At 64.4% G+C, this 17,895-nt stretch carries 22 protein-coding genes and 1 pseudogene; 8 read left to right on the top strand and 15 right to left on the bottom strand.

What is annotated here, in order from left to right; translation table 11 throughout:
- Positions 1–13: 13 nt before the first annotated feature.
- Positions 14–1,507 (top strand): HWE histidine kinase domain-containing protein, encoded by a 1,494-nt coding sequence (locus tag ACVW16_RS27890; RefSeq protein ID WP_456702247.1) that lies wholly within the window; start codon positions 14–16, stop codon positions 1,505–1,507.
- On the opposite strand, the gene ACVW16_RS27885 is transcribed toward ACVW16_RS27890, so the two are convergent.
- Positions 1,504–1,725 (bottom strand): hypothetical protein, encoded by a 222-nt coding sequence (locus ACVW16_RS27885; protein WP_456702246.1) that lies wholly within the window; start codon positions 1,723–1,725, stop codon positions 1,504–1,506. The genes ACVW16_RS27890 and ACVW16_RS27885 overlap by 4 nt on opposite strands.
- A 142-nt stretch (positions 1,726–1,867) precedes the next feature.
- On the opposite strand from ACVW16_RS27885, the gene ACVW16_RS27880 reads away from it, so the two are divergent.
- Both ACVW16_RS27880 and ACVW16_RS27875 read left to right on the top strand, forming a co-directional pair.
- On the top strand, positions 1,868–2,125 hold the full coding sequence (locus tag ACVW16_RS27880) for a hypothetical protein (protein WP_456737949.1): 258 nt from the start codon (positions 1,868–1,870) through the stop codon (positions 2,123–2,125).
- Between the two features lie 73 nt (positions 2,126–2,198).
- A complete protein-coding gene (locus tag ACVW16_RS27875) occupies positions 2,199–2,432 on the top strand; it encodes a hypothetical protein (protein ID WP_456702244.1) in 234 nt (77 codons plus the stop codon).
- 52 nt (positions 2,433–2,484) lie between these two features.
- Here ACVW16_RS27875 and ACVW16_RS27870 read toward each other — a convergent pair whose 3' ends face one another.
- Genes ACVW16_RS27870 through ACVW16_RS27860 form a run of 3 tightly spaced genes read right to left on the bottom strand, consistent with a single transcriptional unit; the run spans position 2,485 to position 3,186 of the window.
- A complete protein-coding gene (locus ACVW16_RS27870) occupies positions 2,485–2,685 on the bottom strand; it encodes a hypothetical protein (protein WP_456702243.1) in 201 nt (66 codons plus the stop codon).
- 35 nt (positions 2,686–2,720) lie between these two features.
- Positions 2,721–2,930 (bottom strand): hypothetical protein, encoded by a 210-nt coding sequence (locus ACVW16_RS27865; RefSeq protein ID WP_456737948.1) that lies wholly within the window; start codon positions 2,928–2,930, stop codon positions 2,721–2,723.
- 34 nt (positions 2,931–2,964) lie between these two features.
- Positions 2,965–3,186, bottom strand: coding sequence for a hypothetical protein (locus tag ACVW16_RS27860; protein ID WP_456737947.1), 222 nt, complete (start codon positions 3,184–3,186; stop codon positions 2,965–2,967).
- Between the two features lie 115 nt (positions 3,187–3,301).
- Between ACVW16_RS27860 and ACVW16_RS27855 the strand changes: the two genes are divergently transcribed.
- Positions 3,302–3,496 carry a DUF3072 domain-containing protein gene (locus ACVW16_RS27855; protein WP_456702240.1) on the top strand — a complete coding sequence of 65 codons (195 nt, stop codon included), beginning with the start codon at positions 3,302–3,304 and terminating at the stop codon, positions 3,494–3,496.
- Between the two features lie 70 nt (positions 3,497–3,566).
- On the top strand, positions 3,567–3,860 hold the full coding sequence (locus ACVW16_RS27850; RefSeq protein ID WP_456702239.1) for a DUF6496 domain-containing protein: 294 nt from the start codon (positions 3,567–3,569) through the stop codon (positions 3,858–3,860).
- Between the two features lie 7 nt (positions 3,861–3,867).
- Here the strand turns inward: ACVW16_RS27850 and ACVW16_RS27845 are convergent, their stop codons facing one another.
- From ACVW16_RS27845 to ACVW16_RS27830, 4 genes are all read right to left on the bottom strand, one after another.
- The gene (locus ACVW16_RS27845; protein ID WP_456737946.1) at positions 3,868–4,230 is read right to left on the bottom strand and encodes a hypothetical protein; all 363 of its coding nucleotides are present in this window, start codon (positions 4,228–4,230) and stop codon (positions 3,868–3,870) included.
- A gap of 273 nt (positions 4,231–4,503) precedes the next feature.
- Positions 4,504–6,027: a Do family serine endopeptidase gene (locus tag ACVW16_RS27840; RefSeq protein WP_456737945.1), complete on the bottom strand. Its 1,524-nt coding sequence runs from the start codon at positions 6,025–6,027 to the stop codon at positions 4,504–4,506.
- Positions 6,028–6,174: 147 nt separating this feature from the next.
- Positions 6,175–6,387: a hypothetical protein gene (locus tag ACVW16_RS27835; protein ID WP_456702236.1), complete on the bottom strand. Its 213-nt coding sequence runs from the start codon at positions 6,385–6,387 to the stop codon at positions 6,175–6,177.
- A 158-nt stretch (positions 6,388–6,545) separates the two neighbouring features.
- A complete protein-coding gene (locus tag ACVW16_RS27830) occupies positions 6,546–8,399 on the bottom strand; it encodes a putative bifunctional diguanylate cyclase/phosphodiesterase (protein ID WP_456802530.1) in 1,854 nt (617 codons plus the stop codon).
- A 245-nt stretch (positions 8,400–8,644) separates the two neighbouring features.
- Here ACVW16_RS27830 and ACVW16_RS27825 point away from each other — a divergent pair.
- Positions 8,645–8,892, top strand: a pseudogene (locus ACVW16_RS27825) (LysR substrate-binding domain-containing protein); the annotation flags it as partial.
- A gap of 204 nt (positions 8,893–9,096) precedes the next feature.
- Here ACVW16_RS27825 and ACVW16_RS27820 read toward each other — a convergent pair.
- The 4 genes from ACVW16_RS27820 to ACVW16_RS27805 all read right to left on the bottom strand — a co-directional run bounded on the left by ACVW16_RS27820 (position 9,097) and on the right by ACVW16_RS27805 (position 11,794).
- Positions 9,097–9,294, bottom strand: coding sequence for a hypothetical protein (locus ACVW16_RS27820; protein ID WP_456702234.1), 198 nt, complete (start codon positions 9,292–9,294; stop codon positions 9,097–9,099).
- 134 nt (positions 9,295–9,428) lie between these two features.
- The gene (locus ACVW16_RS27815) at positions 9,429–9,773 is read right to left on the bottom strand and encodes a DUF4118 domain-containing protein (RefSeq protein ID WP_456702233.1); all 345 of its coding nucleotides are present in this window, start codon (positions 9,771–9,773) and stop codon (positions 9,429–9,431) included.
- Between the two features lie 214 nt (positions 9,774–9,987).
- Positions 9,988–11,172, bottom strand: a complete 1,185-nt coding sequence (locus ACVW16_RS27810) for an MFS transporter (RefSeq protein ID WP_456802529.1) — start codon at positions 11,170–11,172, stop codon at positions 9,988–9,990.
- A gap of 67 nt (positions 11,173–11,239) precedes the next feature.
- Positions 11,240–11,794 carry a TetR/AcrR family transcriptional regulator gene (locus tag ACVW16_RS27805; RefSeq protein WP_456702231.1) on the bottom strand — a complete coding sequence of 185 codons (555 nt, stop codon included), beginning with the start codon at positions 11,792–11,794 and terminating at the stop codon, positions 11,240–11,242.
- A 366-nt stretch (positions 11,795–12,160) separates the two neighbouring features.
- Between ACVW16_RS27805 and ACVW16_RS27800 the strand changes: the two genes are divergently transcribed.
- A complete protein-coding gene (locus tag ACVW16_RS27800) occupies positions 12,161–12,385 on the top strand; it encodes a hypothetical protein (RefSeq protein WP_456702230.1) in 225 nt (74 codons plus the stop codon).
- A gap of 205 nt (positions 12,386–12,590) precedes the next feature.
- Complete coding sequence (locus ACVW16_RS27795; RefSeq protein WP_456702229.1) at positions 12,591–12,917, top strand: hypothetical protein; 327 nt, start codon at positions 12,591–12,593, stop codon at positions 12,915–12,917.
- Positions 12,918–13,011: 94 nt separating this feature from the next.
- Here ACVW16_RS27795 and ACVW16_RS27790 read toward each other — a convergent pair whose 3' ends face one another.
- From ACVW16_RS27790 to ACVW16_RS27780, 3 genes are all read right to left on the bottom strand, one after another.
- Positions 13,012–14,283, bottom strand: coding sequence for an MFS transporter (locus ACVW16_RS27790; protein WP_456705200.1), 1,272 nt, complete (start codon positions 14,281–14,283; stop codon positions 13,012–13,014).
- Between the two features lie 286 nt (positions 14,284–14,569).
- The gene (locus ACVW16_RS27785) at positions 14,570–15,928 is read right to left on the bottom strand and encodes a sigma-54-dependent transcriptional regulator (RefSeq protein ID WP_456737943.1); all 1,359 of its coding nucleotides are present in this window, start codon (positions 15,926–15,928) and stop codon (positions 14,570–14,572) included.
- Positions 15,925–17,712: a sensor histidine kinase gene (locus ACVW16_RS27780; protein WP_456737942.1), complete on the bottom strand. Its 1,788-nt coding sequence runs from the start codon at positions 17,710–17,712 to the stop codon at positions 15,925–15,927. Before ACVW16_RS27780 ends, ACVW16_RS27785 begins: the two co-directional genes overlap by 4 nt.
- Between the last annotated feature and the right edge of the window lie 183 nt (positions 17,713–17,895).

Here is a 17,895-nt window from a genome sequence, read left to right as displayed (position 1 = left end):
GTGGGATCCGCGAATGGACCATGAAAAGGTCAATATCCTCCTCGTCGACGACCAGCCGGCCAAGCTGCTTGCTTACGAGGTGATCCTGAAGGAACTCGGCGAGAACCTCGTGATCGCCTCGTCAGGCCGCGAGGCGCTGGAGGTGCTGCTCAAGACCGAGATCGCGGTGATCCTGGTCGACGTCTGCATGCCCGAGCTCGATGGCTTCGAGCTCGCCGCGATGATCCGCGAGCATCCGCGCTTCCAGAAGACTGCGATGATCTTCATCTCGGCGATTCAAGTCAGCGACATCGACCGCTTGCGCGGCTACGAGATGGGCGCGGTCGACTACGTGCCGGTGCCTGTCATACCGGAGGTGCTACGTGCCAAGGTCAAGGTGTTTGCCGAGCTGTACCGCAAGACGCGCGAGCTCGAACGGCTGAACCAGGATCTCGAGGATCGCGTCCGCGCCCGCACGGCTGAGCTCGAGAATTCCACCGCAAAGCTGCGCGAGAGCGAAGAGCGTCGCAGCATGGCGATCGCTGCAGGCAAGATGGGATCCTGGGATTGGGATTGGATCAACGGCGACTGGATGTGGGACGAGGGCCAGTACCGCATTTTCGGCGTGACGCCGGAGACCTTCAACGTCACCTCGGCCAGCGTCCAGGCACTGCTGCATCCCGACGACGCCGACCAGTTCAGCCGGGCCATTGCCGCCTTCAACACCGGCACTCACGCCTATGAAGGCGAGTTTCGTATCCGCCGGCCTGATGGCGAGGTGCGCTGGTGCGTCGGCACGGCGGCCGCAACCGTCGATCCCAACGGCCGCGTCGTGCGGGTGAGCGGCGTCACGGTCGACATCACCGAACGCAAGCGCGCCGAGGAGCGACAGAACCTGCTGGCGCGCGAGGTCGATCATCGCGCCAAGAACGCACTCGCGCTCGCACAGTCGATCGTGCGCCTGACCCGCGCCGACGAGGTCAAGGCTTATGTCAACGCGGTCGAGGGCCGCATCAACGCGCTCGCGCGCGTGCACACCATCCTGTCGCTGTCGAGCTGGCGGGGCGCCGAGCTATCGAGGCTGATCGAGGAGGAGCTTGCACCCTACTCGGTGGGCGGACAGATCAAGTTTGCGGGCCCGGAGGTGCAATTGCTGCCGGCGACGGCGCAGACACTGGCGCTGGCGCTGCACGAGCTCTTCACCAATTCGGCGAAGTATGGCGCGCTCTCGACACGGTCGGGACGGCTCACGATCGGCTGGCAGGCCGAGAACGATCTCCTCACCTTGACTTGGGAAGAAACCGGCGGTCCCCGGGTCAGAGCGCCGAAAGCGCGTGGCTTCGGAACGAGAAGCCTGCTGGCCAGTGTGGAATCCCAACTCGGCGGACAGGCGCAATTTGATTGGCGTCCGGAGGGCCTGTTGTGCCGCCTCGACGTTCCGTTGACGCGCAAGAGCGCGGCAACATCGGAAGCGCAGGACAAGTTCGAAGCCAGCGACTCTCTGGAGCTTCAGCGCGCCTCCGGTTAACGCGACGCAGCGAGTTTCAATCGCGGCATCGGCCGCGGCTCGTCGGCGACGCGCCCCTCGAGCCAGGCTTCCGTCTGCGCAAGATCGCGCAAGGCCGTCGCATAACGGCGGGCCGCGCTGCGCTCGGCACCGCGCGGCAGCTTGCGCGCCTTGCGCAGCATGTCGGCCGCCGCGTTACGGTACGCCAACGAGCGATAGAGAAAGACCACTTTACCCATATCAAATGTTCCCGTGTTGACGGTGATCCATCTTCGCAAGGCCCGGATGAACGCCGGATGAAGCGGGTCATGACAATTCTTTCACGGGGCTGGAACCCGCGATCGTCGCTCGCGTTTGCCTGCCAGTTCGAGCGGCAGAGCCATGCGCGCAAAAAAATCGTCGAGCCTCATCTCTTCCACCGGCGTCATCAAGTTGATGACGCACGCGATGATGGGCGCGGCACTCGGTCTTGCATTCACGCTCGCGCTCATCCTGGCCAATCCTGCGGTCGCCGAGTTGCTGAACCAGAGCGGGCGTTCGGCGGCATTCGTTTTTGCCGCGACTCTGGTGACGACGTTTGCGATTGGCGCAGCGCTGACGGGAATTGTATTCATCCTCAGCGAGGACAAGCAATCTTGACACTTTGTTCGGAACTCCTGCGACCGAAAGCGGTTGGCTGCCTGCGTCAATTCAACTCAGGGAGTTCCTTCACATGAAGACGATCAAGCTCGCTCTTGCCGTGATGCTGGCAACCGGCCTCGCCGCCGCGCCGTTCGCCGCGCAGGCCAAGTCGCACAAGAAGCACCATTCCTCCATGTCGCAGACCACGACGGGAGCGAACATGAAGAAGAACGTTGCTCCCGACGCGTCGGGCCAGGGTGGCGCCGGCCCCGGCAGCGACCAGGGCGGCAGCATGACCAAGCCCCAGAACGGTACGAGCAAGTAAGCGCCGCAATAGGAGCCCCGCGGTGACGCGGGGCTTTCCGGCCGGACGTCCCTTAACGCCACATCGTCGGCGTGCGGGTCAGTGCGCGGCGGCCGACCTGTTTCAAATCCTCGAGAGAGCAATCATCCTCGCGCGCGGCTGCACGCAAGCTCGCGGCGACGCGCTCGCGCAACGTCGTATCCCCCGGGGGAATGTCCGCGCAGACTTCATCGAGCACCGCCTGCAGCGCGGCGGTCATGTCGGCATGCGGCATGGACGAGCTCCAGCATGTCGCGTTGCGCGACTGCTTTAGCTGCGTCGGATGTCAGTGATGTTAAGGCAGCCGCCGGCGGAGGCTGTCTTCACGAGGTGGTCAAGCCTGGCCCGCTTGCGCATGATCAGGATCTGGGCCGCAGCATCGTCGAGGCCCTCGCGCTGCAACTGCCGGATCGCGGAGCCCAATTCGAGGATCTCGGCGCGCAGTTTCAGAATCCGGTAGGTGTCCGGGTCTTCCTCCACCACAAGCCTCCATCCAGCACATGCATCGTCTGCTTCAGCGCGGCGCAGCCACGCTTGCCGCCTTGCTCTCGCTCTTCGGCGGACGAAGGCGCACCCGGTCACGGCTGTCGGGCAACACCTCGCCGCCGCCTGCGGCTTTCCATTCGGCGATCAGCAGAGTGATTTTCCGGCGCAGATCCATCTGCGCCTGAACCCGTTCGGTGCAGTCTCGATCGCGATTGACGAGATCGCGCACGGTCGCCTCGATATCGGCCATCTCAAGCCTCAAGGCCCTGATTTTGCGTCGAATTTCATTAATTCGGTTGTCCATGGCTTGTTAGAACAAAATAAGAACATATAGTCAAGCCACGAATTCGAGATGGAGAGCGGACATGCAGGTTCACGGTAAATATGAGGCCAAGGCTTTTCTCATGGATCAGATGACCCGGGCCCAGGGGCTGCGGCTGAAACGGCTCAGCGAAGAGGCCTATCAGCCAGCCCAGTACGATCGCGCTCTGTCCTTTGCCGAAGCCGCGCGCCGCATCCAGGTGCTGGAGGCGGAAATCGAACTCGCGAACTCCTTCTGAAGCGCGACCCGCGCCGTTGGAACGTTGCGTCAGCAATACGGTTCTTTCCTTGGGCCAAGGGAGAGAGTTGATGGCACGCAAGGCAAAGAAGCGCCGCTACTCACGCAGTGCCGGCAGCGACGTCGAGCGCGAAATGCGCCGTTACAAGAAGGGAACCGCCAAGAGCGGACCGGGCGGTCGCGGCGGACGCGTGAAGAGCCGCAAGCAGGCGATCGCAATCGGTTTGTCCGAAGCGCGCGCGAAGGGCAAGAAGGTCCCGAAGAAGGCGTCGAAGCGGAAGACGTCCAAGAAGAAGACGTCCAAGAAGGCGACCAAGAGAAAGACGACCAGGAAGAGCTCGAAGCGCAAATCCAGCAAGCGATGACGCGGCGTCAGATCATGCTGCCAGGCATGAAGCAGCGGATCGAAACACCGAACACAGTCTTGACCGGCCACACCATGGTGCGGCCGGCGCGGTTCGGCTCGGTGATCACGGCTTCATCGGGGACCTCCACCCACTCCCCGTCGAGACGGACTCGATAGTGCCCATTGTGGGACTCCCAATCGGGGTCGGCCACAGCGACGCCGTCGGCATCGGAGCAGCACGGACCAAGATGGCTGCGCAGGCTGTCGAACCAGGGCTTGAGCGGCGAGTCGGTGAAGCGGCCGTCATCGCGCCCCGAGGCGCTTCCGGTCCACAGCACAAGCGGCGCTACGAGCAGCGCAAGCTTCAGCGAGAGCTTCAATCGATCCATGTCGGCACCGATCAAATGCGAACCGCCGGTCGGTTCCACAAAACAGCCGGCCGTGACGTTTCACTCTTGCAATTCACCTCGGCGGCTTCATTGCAGCCGAAGCACAACACACTATTCCGAAGTCTGACTTGCGAACGCGGCTTTTTCGGGCGAACCGGTCACCATTGCTGCCGTTAACGAGAATGTTATCGGTGCCCTGTGGGTATCTCGCGCGCGCGCACGAAAAAGGCGGCCCACAGGCCGCCTTTTGACTTTGCCATCGAGAGCGCGAGGCTATGCGAGCGGCACCGCGACGAAGTGGGTCGCCTCCGCGTTCTTCACCTGCAACAGCACGCTGTGCTTGCCCGACGATTTGGCCTGGGCCAGTTCGGAGCGAACGTCGCCGACATTGGCGACCGCCTTGCCGCCGACATTGAGAATGACGTCGCCGGTCTGGATGCCATGCTGTGCCGCCGGTCCCTGCGGGTCGACTTCGGTGACCACGACGCCCTTCTGGCCTGCACCCTGAACCTCGCCGGCCGGCGCCAGGCTGAGGCCGAGGCGCGGCGTGCCGGGGGCCTGCTGCGTTTTGCCCGCGTCGGCTTTGGCCTGTTGTTCATTCGGCAGCTCGCCGAGCGCAAGTGTCACGGTCTTGCTGTCGCCGTTGTGGAGGACGTCGAGCTTCACCGATGTGCCCGGCGCCAACCCGGCGATGGTGCGGGCGAGATCGCGCGAGTCCTTGATCGCCGTGCCGTTGACGGCGGTGATGACGTCGCCCGCCTCGATGCCGGCCTTCGCCGCCGGGCTGCCATCCTGCGGGTTGTCGACGATCGCACCGCGCGCCGCCTTGAGGCCGAGGCTGTCGGCGATCTCCGCGGTCACCGGCTGCACCTGCACGCCGAGCCAGCCGCGGGTCACTGCCCCCTTGTCCTTCAGCTGGGCGACGACGAGCTTTGCAGTCGCGGACGGAATATCGAAACCGATGCCGACCGAGCCGCCCGACGGCGAATAGATCGCAGTGTTCACGCCGATCACATTGCCGTTCATGTCGAAGGCCGGACCGCCGGAATTGCCCTTGTTGATCGGCGCATCGATCTGGATGAAGTCGTCGTAAGGACCGTTGCCGATATCGCGGCCACTGGCCGAGACGATGCCGGCCGTCACGGTGCCGCCGAGGCCGAAGGGATTGCCGACAGCGACCACCCAGTCGCCGATCCGCGGCTTCTGATCGGAGAATTTCACGAACGGGAAGTTCGTCTTGCCCTCCACCTTGATCAACGCGAGATCGGTCTTCGGGTCGGTGCCGACCACCTTCGCGGTGTAAATCGTGCCGTCGTCCGTCGTCACCTGCACCGACTCGGCGTGGTCGACGACATGGTTATTGGTCACGGCATAGCCGTCTGCGGAGATGAAGAACCCGGAGCCCTCGCCCGTGATCACCTGGTGATGCTGGTGCGGCATGCCATTCATCCCGCCCGGGAAGCGGAAGCCGAACTGCTCGAACGGCGAATCCTCGTCCTGATCCATCCGGTTCTGTTGCAGCATCGCGCTCTTGTCGTTGTCGCGGTCGATCTTCACCCGCACGGAGATGACGGCCGGCTTGACCTTGCTGACGAGGTCGGCGAAGCCCGGCGGCGTCGCTGCGCTGTCAGCTGCCTGCGCCGGCGAAATCAGGGAAGTCACGCCGAACGGCGTTGACGCGGGAGAAGCAACCAGCACGGCCACGCCAAGCGCGGCCACGGTGCCGAGCAGCGCAATCCGGCGCGGCTTCAGAATCCTACGGGTCCTGGTGGTGTCGGAATTCTCGCGATGGGTCATGTCGAAATCTCCATGTTGGGTAAGTCGCCTTGCACCCAACATGGAGATCGTCACCTTACGACGTCCCGTCCACGCGATTAATTCTTGGCAAAGGTCGTGCGGCGGGCCGCCGCAGGGGAATTCTTCCGAGCAATGACGAAAGCACCCTCAGGCCGCAGCTGGATGTTCCCATGCCGCGTCGCCGGTGGCGTCCTCTTCGGGTTGCGCATTGCAAGCGTCGAAATGCGCCTTCAATGCGATCTCGGCGAGATGTTCGAAATGTTCGGCCTGACCGAGCAGCTGCCAGTTCTGGAGCGGCCGATAGGCCGCCTGCTGGCGACAGAGGGACGCCAGCGCGCGGTAGCGACGTACGTTCTCCATGAGACCCTCCCTCGCAATTGCAGGTCTTATTACCCTGATTTGCGTCACGCCGATGGCGGTTGTGCAAAACATTTTTTGCGCGCCCGCGCTTAACCTGCGTTAACTTTTAGGAAATGCGCAGAGGCGCGTTGGTTCCTATCGGGCCACGCGATCGGAACTCACAAGGCGTAACGGCGACGTTCGACGTTGATGCTGATCAAATCGAAATAATGTTCGATCGGTTCGGGGCGGCCGATCAGATAGCCCTGCATCTCCTCACAAGTCTCACCTGCCAGGAAGGCGCGCTGCAACTCCGTCTCCACCCCCTCCGCAACGACCGGAATGTGCAGGGCGTGTGCAAGGCTCAGGACCGCACGGACGATCTCCGCCGACTGCGGCGTCGCCCCGAGGTTCAGGATGAAGCTGCGATCGATCTTGATCTTGTCGAACGGGAACGACTGCAAATAAGACAACGATGAATACCCTGTGCCGAAATCGTCCATCGCGATGCGGATGCCGAGCGCCTTCAGCCGCCGCAGCAGGTTGACGGCGCGGCCGAAATCGCCGATCAGCACGCCCTCGGTGATCTCGACTTCGAGCCGTGTCGGCGCGAGCCCCGTCTCCAGCAGGATTTGATGGATAGATCGTTCGAGATCGCCAGCCTGGAACTGGACCGGCGACAGATTGACGCCGACCTGCAACGGCCGCGGCCAGGAAGCTGCCTCCCGGCACGCCTCCCGCAAGACCCATTCGCCAATCTGGATGATCAGCCCGTTCTCCTCGGCAAGCGGAATGAACTGGTCCGGCGGCACGAAACCGCGCGTCGGATGCTTCCAGCGCAGCAGCACCTCGAATCCGATGATCTCGCCGTCCATCCGCGCCTGTGGCTGGAAGTAGATCAGGAGTTCGTTCTGCTCCATCGCCTGACGCAGATCGTGCTGCAGCAGCCGGCGGTCGCGCAGTTCCCGGTCCATCTCGGTTTCAAAGAAGCAGACCCTGCCCCGCCCCTCGCGCTTGGCGCGATACAGCGCCGAATCGGCGTTCGCCAGCAGCGTCGCGGCATCGGGGCCGTCATCGGGATAAACTGCGATGCCGACGCTGAGGCCGACATGGGGCAGATAGTCGTCGACCTCGAGTTCCTTGCCGATTGCCTCGACCAGGCGCTCGGCCAGCGACAGCACGTCTTCGCGCCTGGCGTCGTCGGGCATCAGGATCATGAACTCATCGCCGCCGATGCGGGCGACGAAGGCGCCGTCGGCTTCCGCGGCAAGACGCTCGGCGGTTGCCCGCATCATCATATCGCCGACGGGATGGCCGAACACATCGTTGACGTCCTTGAAGCGGTCGAGATCGAGGCTCAGCACCGCAAAGCTGGTCGACGCCTTCTGCGCGCGTTCCAGCCGCTCGGCGAGCGCCGCGTTGAATGCGCTGCGGTTCGGCAGGTCGGTCAGCGCGTCATGTTGCGCAAGGTGACTGATGCGCTCCTGGGTGTTGACGCGCTCGGTCACGTCCTCGATTACGCCAACGAGATATTGCGGATCGCCTGAGCCGTCCGTGATCAGCATCTTGCGCGAGTTGATGACGCGGTCATGGCCCTTCACGCCGACCTCGATCAGATGTTCCTCGAGGAACATCGGCATGCCGCTGGCGACAACCCTGCGGTCCTGCTCGTTGACCATGCGGGCGACGTCAGGCGGGAATATCTCCTCCGGCGTCCGGCCCAGCATCTGCTCGCGCGTCAGGCCGTAATAGTCCTCGCCGGCGCGGTTGAGCAGGATGTAGCGGGAATCCTTCGCGCATTTCGCGAACACGGCAATCGGAATGTTCTCGACGATGGTATCGAGGAATTCCTGGGTCCGCAGCAGATCCTGCTCGACCTCATCGGGCGAGTGGGCGCTTGCCTCGATAACCCGCTGGCGCTCGCGATCGCTGGCCTCATAGGCCGCGCTGACGAGCTCGCCCAGCTTGGCGAGATCAACCTGTCCGGACTCATCGGTGGCGCAGCGAAGCTGCTCGACGAACAAGCGGTGCATGCTCAAACCATCGCTTGACGCCGCGTGCGGGCGTCATGCCCGCAAATGTCTTCGATCCGCATCCCCACGCTCTCTCGGCGCCCCTGGACTGCAGGTTGCGACGCTTAGGATTGCGCGACCGTTAATCGAAAGTTCGCCTCGGACGCGTTGGTTACCGCGGCCTGAAAGAGGTTGATTGTCTCAGCGGCAATCCCCGTAGCACACCGGGGAAGTGACATGCCTTGGCACAACCGGCGGCACGCGGCAACGAGACCGTCAAGCAGGCGGCGATCGCGGGCTCGGCATCGCCTTTCATCCTGGCGCACACGGTGGCGCCGAACTCGCCGAAGGCCGCCTCATCGTGCTCGACGCCGCGGGCCTGCCGATCGTGCGGCAATGGCATCTGATCCGCCGCAGCGACCAGGTGCGCCTGCCGCCGGCGCAGGCGATGTTCGATTTCCCGGGCTCGGAAGGCTCGAACCATCTGTCCGAGGTGCCCGATCTCGGCGAGCGATGGCGCTCGGCGAGCGTTCAGCCCATCAGCTTCATCGCGATCGTCGCCGCCAGGATGACGATGATCTGGAGCAGGCGTTCTGTCGTGAAAATGCGGTTGAAGGTGGTCATCGCGCGTCCCGGCCGTCGTGGAGATCCCGGCAAGTCGCTAGCACACGCAGATGCCGGGGTAACTCCGTAGTCGCCACGGGTATGGCCCAATGCTTCAGGCAGCGAGCGGAGCCGCGTGATCGGCGCGGGCCGCGAAATAGGCTTCCAGCTCCGAGAGCGCGCGAGCTTCCCACTCGCCGGCCTGCTCCAACAGCGACCAGCGCTGGCCCGGCCGAAACGCCGCGGTCTGGCGATAGAGCGATGCGATGCCGCGATAGCGGCGCACGTTCTCGAAAATGGCGAGTCCGTTCATGTCGAAAACTCCCTCGTAATCCCGCGGGAGAAATTGCGGCCAAATCTTTTTTGAAAAGTTAGCGGCGCGATGCAGCTGTGCGGATGGTTGCCGGACTGTTGCGCAAGCGCAACGCGCTGCTCGCGCGCCGCCGTTCATTGCGAATTCGTTGCCGCGCTCTCGCCCGAAGGCTTCAACCCGCCGCCTCGATTGATCATCATGCTCGCGCGGCAGAGATCGGCGAGGCCGATCGCGAGCACGGCGAGCAGGAAGAACAGGTTGATGGAATCCGCATCGGCGGTGCTCAGCGGGGTGATCTCGAAGAAGGGCGGCATGAAGGCCCACCATACCAGGGGAACGGTGATCAGCGCGGCGAACGCCGCCGCCGGTGCGCCGGCGAGGATGCCAACGACGAAAATGCTGGGCACGAACGCCGCGAAATAGAGCTTTACGCCGAGGGCGACGCAGATGCCCTGAAGTGCAGCCGATGATGCGACCAAAACGAATCCGAGCAGAAATGCCTGCCACGACCATGGCCGTAGTCGCGCTACGTCAACCAGTCCCGCACGCCTCATAGCGCCTCCCCTGCCGCCGTTGACCCGGCCGCTTGCGACCAAAGTACTACAGCTGCAGGGAATCTGCGAGGCCGAAACTGCACCCGCGGGACCGCCCGATCCAAGGCGTGGTAAACGGCCTCGGAATACAATCATACCGCTATTCGGTGGCCGCGTAGAGCAGACTGGCGACCGGCAGCACAAGGCCAATGGCCGAGGCCAGCGTCCAGCCGCCTTGCGCGAACGCCCAGGTGCCGAGCGCGGATCCGGCCGCACCGGCGGCGAAGAACGTCGCCATATAGAGCCCGTTGAGGCGGCTGCGATGCTCGTGCCCGAGCACGAAGATGGCGCGGAAGCCGAGCACGACATTGCCCTGCACGCCGAAATCGATCGCGATCGCGGCCACAGTGAGACAGGCGAGGTTGAGCATCGATCCGGCCGCGCCGATATGGGTCACCAGGAAGCCAAGCGCGACGGACAGCATCGCGGCAATCGTGGCGCTGCGGCTATGACCACGATCGGCCAGCCGTCCCGCGATCGGCGCCGCGAACACACCGGAGACGCCGGCCAGCGCGAACAGCGCGATGCCGCTCTGGGCGAAGCCGAATTGGCTCGCGAGTTGCAGCGGCACCACCGTCCAGAACAGGGTGAAGGCGCCGAACAGGCCGGCCTGGTAGAGCGCGCGCCGCCTGAGCAGCGGCATGGTGCGCACCAGATGCGGCATCGACAGCAGCAGCGTGCCGTAATGCATCCGCGCAACCGGCTTGCGCTTCGGCAGCGTGAGGCGAAGCACAGCAATCAGTGAGACCATCAATGCCGCCGAGCAGAAGAACACCGCGTGCCACGACAACGCCGCGGTGACGAAGCTCGAGGCCGGTCGCGCCAGCATGATGCCCAGCATCAACCCGGTCGAAACGTTACCGACGACGCGGCCGCGAATGGCTTCCGGCGCGAGATGCGCGGCATAGGGGATGATGATCTGCACCGCGACCGAGCCGAGCCCGATGAACAGTGCCGCGATCAGGAACGGCAACGCATGGGTCGCAAACCCGGCCGCGACGAGTGCCGCCGCGCCGAGCGCAATGACGGTGCAGATCAACGTTCGGTTCTCGACGAGATCGCCGAGCGGCACGATGAAGAGCAAGCCCGTGCCATAGCCGATCTGCGTCATCGTCACGATGAGGCCGGCGGCGGCATGCGACAGGCCGAGCGCGGCACTGATCGGGGCGATCAGTGGCTGGGCGTAGTAGATGTTGGCGGCGACCATGCCACAGGCCGCGGCGAGCACGAAGGTCAGTCGCTGCGACACCGCAATCCCTCCCGGGCGTGGCGTCGATCGTGGCATTCATCGTCATTGCAGCGTCTCCGATTTCCTCATATAGGAAACGTTCATTTCCTAATTTGGCAAAAATTCAGGCAAGCAGCTTCATCGCGACGCCGACCAGGCGTTCGCCGTCGAGCGGCACGCGTGCCTTGCCGACGACGCGCAGGCCCTGCGTCACGCAGATCATCAGCCGCGCGGTGTCGTCGGCTTCGACATGGTGGGCAATCGAGCCGTCAGCCTGCCCTTCGCGAATCAGACCGGCGAGGAAGGCCTCGTTGGTCTTGAGCTGCGCCGTGACGCGCGCACGCATCACCGGATCGACCGCCGACAGCTCGATCGCACTGCCGACCACGATGCAGCCGCGGCGTCCCTCGCTGCCCTGGGAGTGCTCGACATAGGACAGGAGCACACGGCGCACCTTGTCGCGGCCGTTCGCACCGCGCGCGGCCGCCCTGCGGGTTTGCTCCCCACGCACCGCGACGTAACGCTCGAACGCGGCCAGGAAAACGGCATGCTTGTCGCGAAAGGCCTTGTAGACGCTGCCCGTCGCAAGGCGCATGGCCGCGGTGAGGTCTCCAATCGAGGTGGCATGATAGCCGCGCTCGCAAAATACCCTGATGGCACCGTCCAGCGCGGTATCCATGTCAAACTCCCGGGGCCGGCCGGGCGGATGGACCGATGGCTCGGATTTTGCGACGGCTTTTTGCATTGTGACATATTAGGAAATGATCGTTTCCGAATAAAGACACGACGTTGTGAATTCCGTCCTCGGAACCACTCCGAGCGCCGTTCGCCCGAGCTTTTGGCTGATCTGATCACCGCCGCGCCCCTCCAAATTTCGGCAAAATGGAATATTCCAGGGAGGACGAGGCAGCTGCCGCGCGGTGCGCACCGCCGCTTTCGTTGCCGATCTGCAACGGTTCCAGACGATCTAAGACTGGACAAAAGAAACGCCCATTGCCGCCACGAACCCTGCTCACAAGGCCGTGAGACTATCAGGGGAATGAGAATGCGTGCACAGCGCGTTTGGAACGTGAATGGGGCCGCCAGCATCGGGCAGCTTCAGTCGAAATTGGACGATTTGAATAAGCGTCTCAGCCAGCTCGAAAAGCAGCATCCGGAAAGCTGGAAGATCGACGAGCTGAAATCCAGCGCGCTCAGCCTGTCGCGGGAGATCGACGACATCCGCTGCGCGGAGGCGACGGCGGCGCTGGGGGAATTGCTGCGGAAGTAGTCAGGCCTCGATGATTCGGCTCGGCTCAAGGAACCAACATCCAGCCCGGCCATTTCCATGGTGAGCATGGAGCAGAATCATGACCAGGCACCTGACGCGAGCCCATCTCGCACGCGGTGTGGCCGGCGCGGTTTCCACGCTGGTCCTGTGTGCGACGATGGTTTTCACCATCGCGCGCCACTTCGCGCTGTGAGGAAACAATCGCATGACCTCCGACCCCGAGGAATTGGTACGGCTGCAAGGCTACGGCGAGATGACGTTGCGCACAGCGATTGCGACGGTGATGCCGCTTGCGCCCCGCGACCGTGCGGATGCGGCGATCTTCCGTGTGCGTGACGGCGTGCGCCTGGCCTCAAGCGAAATCGCCGACCTCGCGTCAGAGTGGGGTATCAAGCCGGTCGCCGAAGTCAGGTCGCCGAGACTCGTTCCGGATCAGCACTGGTCCGACATCGTTCGCGGCATGGTGCGTGAGGCCCCGCTGCCATCTTTGATGGTGGCGTTCCTGGTGGGGGTATTGGTGGCGCGCAGATGATGTCGCGCGTTCGCACCAGACGAGTACTGACGCTCTGTACTGGAAACTCAGGACGGCGCGGTCGATCTCGGCCGCGCCGTTTGCCTGAACAAACCTATTCGTGGCGGTTCATCGCAGACATCGTCCTCGTGTCACGCATCGTCAGGTAGACCAGCAGCGACACTGCGATGCAGCCGGTCAGGTACCAGTAAAACCAGCTTTCGTGACCAACGGACTTGAACCACAACGCAATCGATTCGGCGGTGCCGCCGAAGATCGAGACCGTCAGCGCATAGGGCACCCCGACCCCCGTCGCGCGGACGCTGGTCGGAAACAGCTCGGCCTTCACCACCGCATTGATCGCGGTGTAGCCCGATACGATCATCCAGGCGGCGGCAATCAGCAGGAACGCCGAAAATGCATCGTGAGCGGCCTGCAGTGACGTCAACAGGGGGATGGTGAACACCGTGCCCGACACACCGAAGCCGATCAGCAGCCATTTGCGCCCGATGCGGTCGGATATCGCACCATAGACCGGTTGCAGCACCATCGCGAAGACGAGGCTGCCCGCCGTCACCATGGTGGTCTGATCGTCGGTCAGCTTCACCGAGAGACGGAGAAATTTCTGCATATAGGTGGTGTAGGTGTAGAACGCCGCTGTGCCGCCCATGGTCAAGCCCACCACCAGCATCAGCTCGCGCGGATAGTTCAGCAATGCGCGGATGGAGCCTGATCTCTTCGTCGCACCCTGGCTGCTCCTGAAGGCATCGGTCTCGTGAAGGTTGCTGCGCATCAGTGCAGCGACGACCGCGAGCACGGCGCCGAACGCAAACGGCACGCGCCAGCCCCAGGCGCGGATCTCGTCGGTCGAGAGAAACACCTTCTGCAGGAGAAGCAGCACGAGGATGGCGCAGAGCTGTCCGCCGATCAGCGTCACGTACTGGAAGCTGGAGTAAAAGCCGCGATTCCTCTCGTCGGCGACCTCGCTGAGATAGGTGGCGCTGGTGCCGTACTCGCCGCCCAGGCTCAGCCCCTGCAGGACTCGCGCAAGGCCGAGGACGATGGGAGCGGCCAGGCCAATCGAGGCATAGGTCGGCGTCACCGCGATGATCAGCGAGCCGAAGCACATCATCACGACAGACAGTGTCAGCGCATTGCGCCGGCCGTGGCGATCAGCGAGATAGCCGAACAGCCAGCCACCGAGCGGGCGCACCAGAAAGCCCGCCGCGAACAGCAGCGCCGCATTGAGCTGTTGCACCACCTCGTCGCCGTCAGGGAAAAACGCCTTGGCAAAATAGAGCGAGAACGCCGCATAAGCGTAGAAATCGTACCACTCGACGAGATTGCCGACCGAGCCGACGAAGATCGCGCGCAGCCGGCGCTTCATGTCGGCGGTGTTCGCGCGCCTCTCCGTGACGGGTGCGCCGACAGTTTGAATTGAGGCTTCCTGTGAACTCACGACATTCCTCCGCTGATTTATTGGAAAACCGGATGGTTTCGTCGCTGCTCCAGCAACGGCCATGCCAAGCGTGAGGGGCGCGTCGGAAATACGGAAAGCTGCTGGAAATAGGGTAGATCTTCGAGGAGGATCGCCTCGCGAGGGCCAAGGCATCGGCAAGAATCCGCCGATGCGACGGCCGCCATCAGCGGATTTCCGCCGACGGCTTCCCGGCTCAGGGCTCCTTGCGGCCGGGCCGCGCCAACGCGTATTTCGCCATCTTCTCGTTCAGCGTCCGGCGCGGCACGCCGAGCTCCTCGGTGACGGCGGCAATCGACCAGTCGTGCTCGCGCAAGGCGGCCTCGATCAGCGCGCGTTCATAGGCCGCGACACGATCGGCGAGCGTCCGCTGCGGCGCTCCCGGCTCGCCGCGCCGAAGGATCTCGGCAACGCTGCGGCCGGTCGCCGCGAGCCCCAGCGCGTAGCGCTCGGCAACGTTCTTCAACTCGCGCACATTGCCCGGCCAGTCATGGGCGAGCAGCGCATCGAGATCGTCCGCCCGCAGCGGCGACAGCTCGCGACCAGCGCCCCTGGCAGCAGCGGCGGCAAAATGCTCGAACAGCAGCAGGACGTCGTTGCCGCGCTCGCGCAGCGCCGGCAGGTGGATCTCCGCCGCCGCAAGCCGGAAATAGAGGTCGGAGCGAAAGCGTCCCTGGCGGCTCGCGGCCGCGAGATCGCCCTTGGCGGCGGCGACCACGCGAACATCGACGGGCAGGAGCTTGTTGGAGCCGACCCGCTCGATCGTGCGCTCCTGGAGGGCGCGCAGGATCTTGGCCTGGAACGGAAGCGGCATGCTCTCGATCTCGTCCAGCAGCAGCGTGCCGCCATGGGCGTGCTCGAATTTCCCGATGCGCGGGCCACGTGCGCCGGTGAAGGCGCCGGCCTCATGGCCGAACAATTCGCTCTCGAACAGCTCGGCCGGAATCGCAGCGCAGTTCACGGCGACAAAGGGGGCGTTCGCGCGCGGCCCGAAATCGTGCAGAGCCCGCGCCACCACCTCCTTGCCGGTCCCGGTCTCGCCGGTGATGATCACGTCGCGATCATGGCCGGCGAGTTCGAGCACGCTGGCCCGCACCGCTTGCGTCGGCCTGGACAGGCCGATCAGGCGCGCATCGATCGCGCCGGGCGCGGCGAGACGATCTGCGAGCTGGCGAAGCTGCAATTTCAGCTGCCGCCGCTCGACCGCGCGCGTCATGACCGCCGAGAGCAGCTCGGGATCGTGAGGCTTCTGCAACAGATCGTAGGCGCCGTCGCGCATCGCGGCCACCGCCAGCGGCACGTCGCCATGCGCGGTCAGGAGCACCACGGGAATGTCCGGGTCGGCGCGGTGAATGTCGCGCATCAATTCAAGGCCGGATCGCTGCGGCATGCGAAAATCGGTCAGGACGGCGTCTGGCGGGAGGTCTTTCACCAGGCGCATGGCCTCGTCGGCGCCGGCCGCGGCGCGGACCGTGAAGCCGCCGAGTTCCAGCCATTGCCGCACCGAATTGCGGACGATCTCCTCGTCGTCGACGACGAGCACGGAGCCGCTCATGCCTGCAATTCCTGCCGCTGCGCACCCGACGCGATATCCATGAGCGGGATGACGACCTTGAAAGTCGAGCCCTTGCCCGGCGCGCTGTCCACCAAGATATCTCCTCCGAATTCCCTGACGATCCCGTACGAGATCGAGAGCCCGAGGCCAAGCCCCTCGCCGGTCTCCTTGGTGGTGAAGAACGGGTCGAACAGCGCTTTGAGGTGCTCGGGTGGGATGCCGGCGCCGGTGTCGCCGACCTCGATCATGGCACTGGTGCCTTCCTTGCAGAGCGCGACCCGGAGCACCCGCCGGTCGGACCCGCGCATGGCATCGATCGCATTCGACAACAGATTGACCACGACCTGCTCGAGCCGGATCGGGTTGGCGAGGCTATGGAGCGGCTCGGCAGGCGCGAGGCGCTCCACCTCGATCTGCTCGTGGTCGATGCGGTAGTGCAGCAGGCGGACCGCATTGTCGATGACGGGCGCGAGCGCGACGGCGCTGCGCGTGCCGGTCTCCTTGCGCGCGAACGTCCGCAAATGATCGATCAGCGCTTTCATGCGCTCGGCGATCGACGACATCAGATCGAGGTTTGCGGCCGCCCGATCGACCTCGTTGCGGCGGAGCAGGACGCGGCTGCTCGCGAGGTACGTGATCAGCGCCGCCAGCGGCTGGTTGATCTCGTGCGCGACACCGGCAAGCGCCTGACCGAGGCTGGCGAGCTTGGCGCTCTGCACGAGGCTTTCGAGGGTGCGGCGCAGCTCCTCCGTGCGCTCGGCTACCCGTCGCTCGAGAACGTCATGCGCGTCGAGCTTGGCCCTGACGACCTGACGCCGCTGATAGGCAACCAGCACCACCAGCAGCGACGCGATGAGGGCGAACATGCCGGCGATCGCGACCGTCGCCGCGTTGCGCCGGGCGTCCACCACGTCAGAGAACAGCAGCAGCTTCCAGCCCTGGTCGCCGGGACGGATCTGAAGCGCGTACTCACCGAGCTCGATATCGCCGCGGCCGCGCGCGTGACCGATCTGGATGCGCTGACGATTGCCCTTGGGCACGAAGACCGGCGCCGGGTCGATGGCCTGACCGAATTGCTGCACGGCGTTCAGCTCTGCGAGGCGCGCGGCGGGGACCGGCACCAGCGGGCGATATTTCCAGTCCTCGCGGCTGGCGAGAAAGATCACGCCGTTCTCATCCTCCATCGCCACGAGGTCGCCCGCACGCGCCCACTCGGCCTCGAGCGCGGAGAGATCGATCTTGACCACGGCGACGCCGAGGGTCTTGCCGCCCTCGGTGATCCGATGCGACAGGAAATAGCCGGGCTGTCCGGTCGTTGCACCGACGGCGTAATAATGGCCCTCGCCGAAGCGCATGGCATCGACGAAGTAGCCGCGGAACGCGTAGCCGTGCCCGACGAAACTCGACTCCTGGTCGAAATTGCTCGCTGCCAGCGCGAGGCCGGTACTGTCGAGCACATATAGCTCCGCGGATCGCGCACTCTGGTTGAGGGATTGAAGGTAGCGATTGGCGGCGGCGATCGCCGCGGCGTCCTTTGGACTGCGATAAAGCTCACGGATGGGATCGGCGAGCGACAGCACCGCCGGCAGATAGCGATAGCGCGCGACCGTCGCATCGAAGGTGCTGGCGATCAGCGCAAGCCGGTCATTGGCCTCGCGCTGCATGCGCGCAAAGCCGGCATCGAGCGCCAGAACGTAAGCCAGCCAACCCGCCGCCCCGATCGCCGCGAGTGCGAATATTGCGATCAGCGTGTGTCGAAGCAGGGCTGGACGAGGAGGTTGCATCGAGGCTCCGGACCGAGGCGATATCGCTAGGTAGCACATCGCGAGACCGGCGCCGATTGCCGGGGCTCTCTGGTGGAACGCCCGGGCGGTCGGTCATTGGCCGTGGAGTTGTCAGGCTTTGGCGCCATGCCCGCCGAACAGGTCGCCCTGCGAGGGCCAAATCGGCCCTGACCCGGCGCCGAA

The sequence above is a fragment of the Bradyrhizobium sp. USDA 4474 genome (assembly GCF_054057515.1).
Note: the sequence above shows the minus strand (reverse complement) of the source record. Positions and strands in the feature narration are given on the sequence as shown.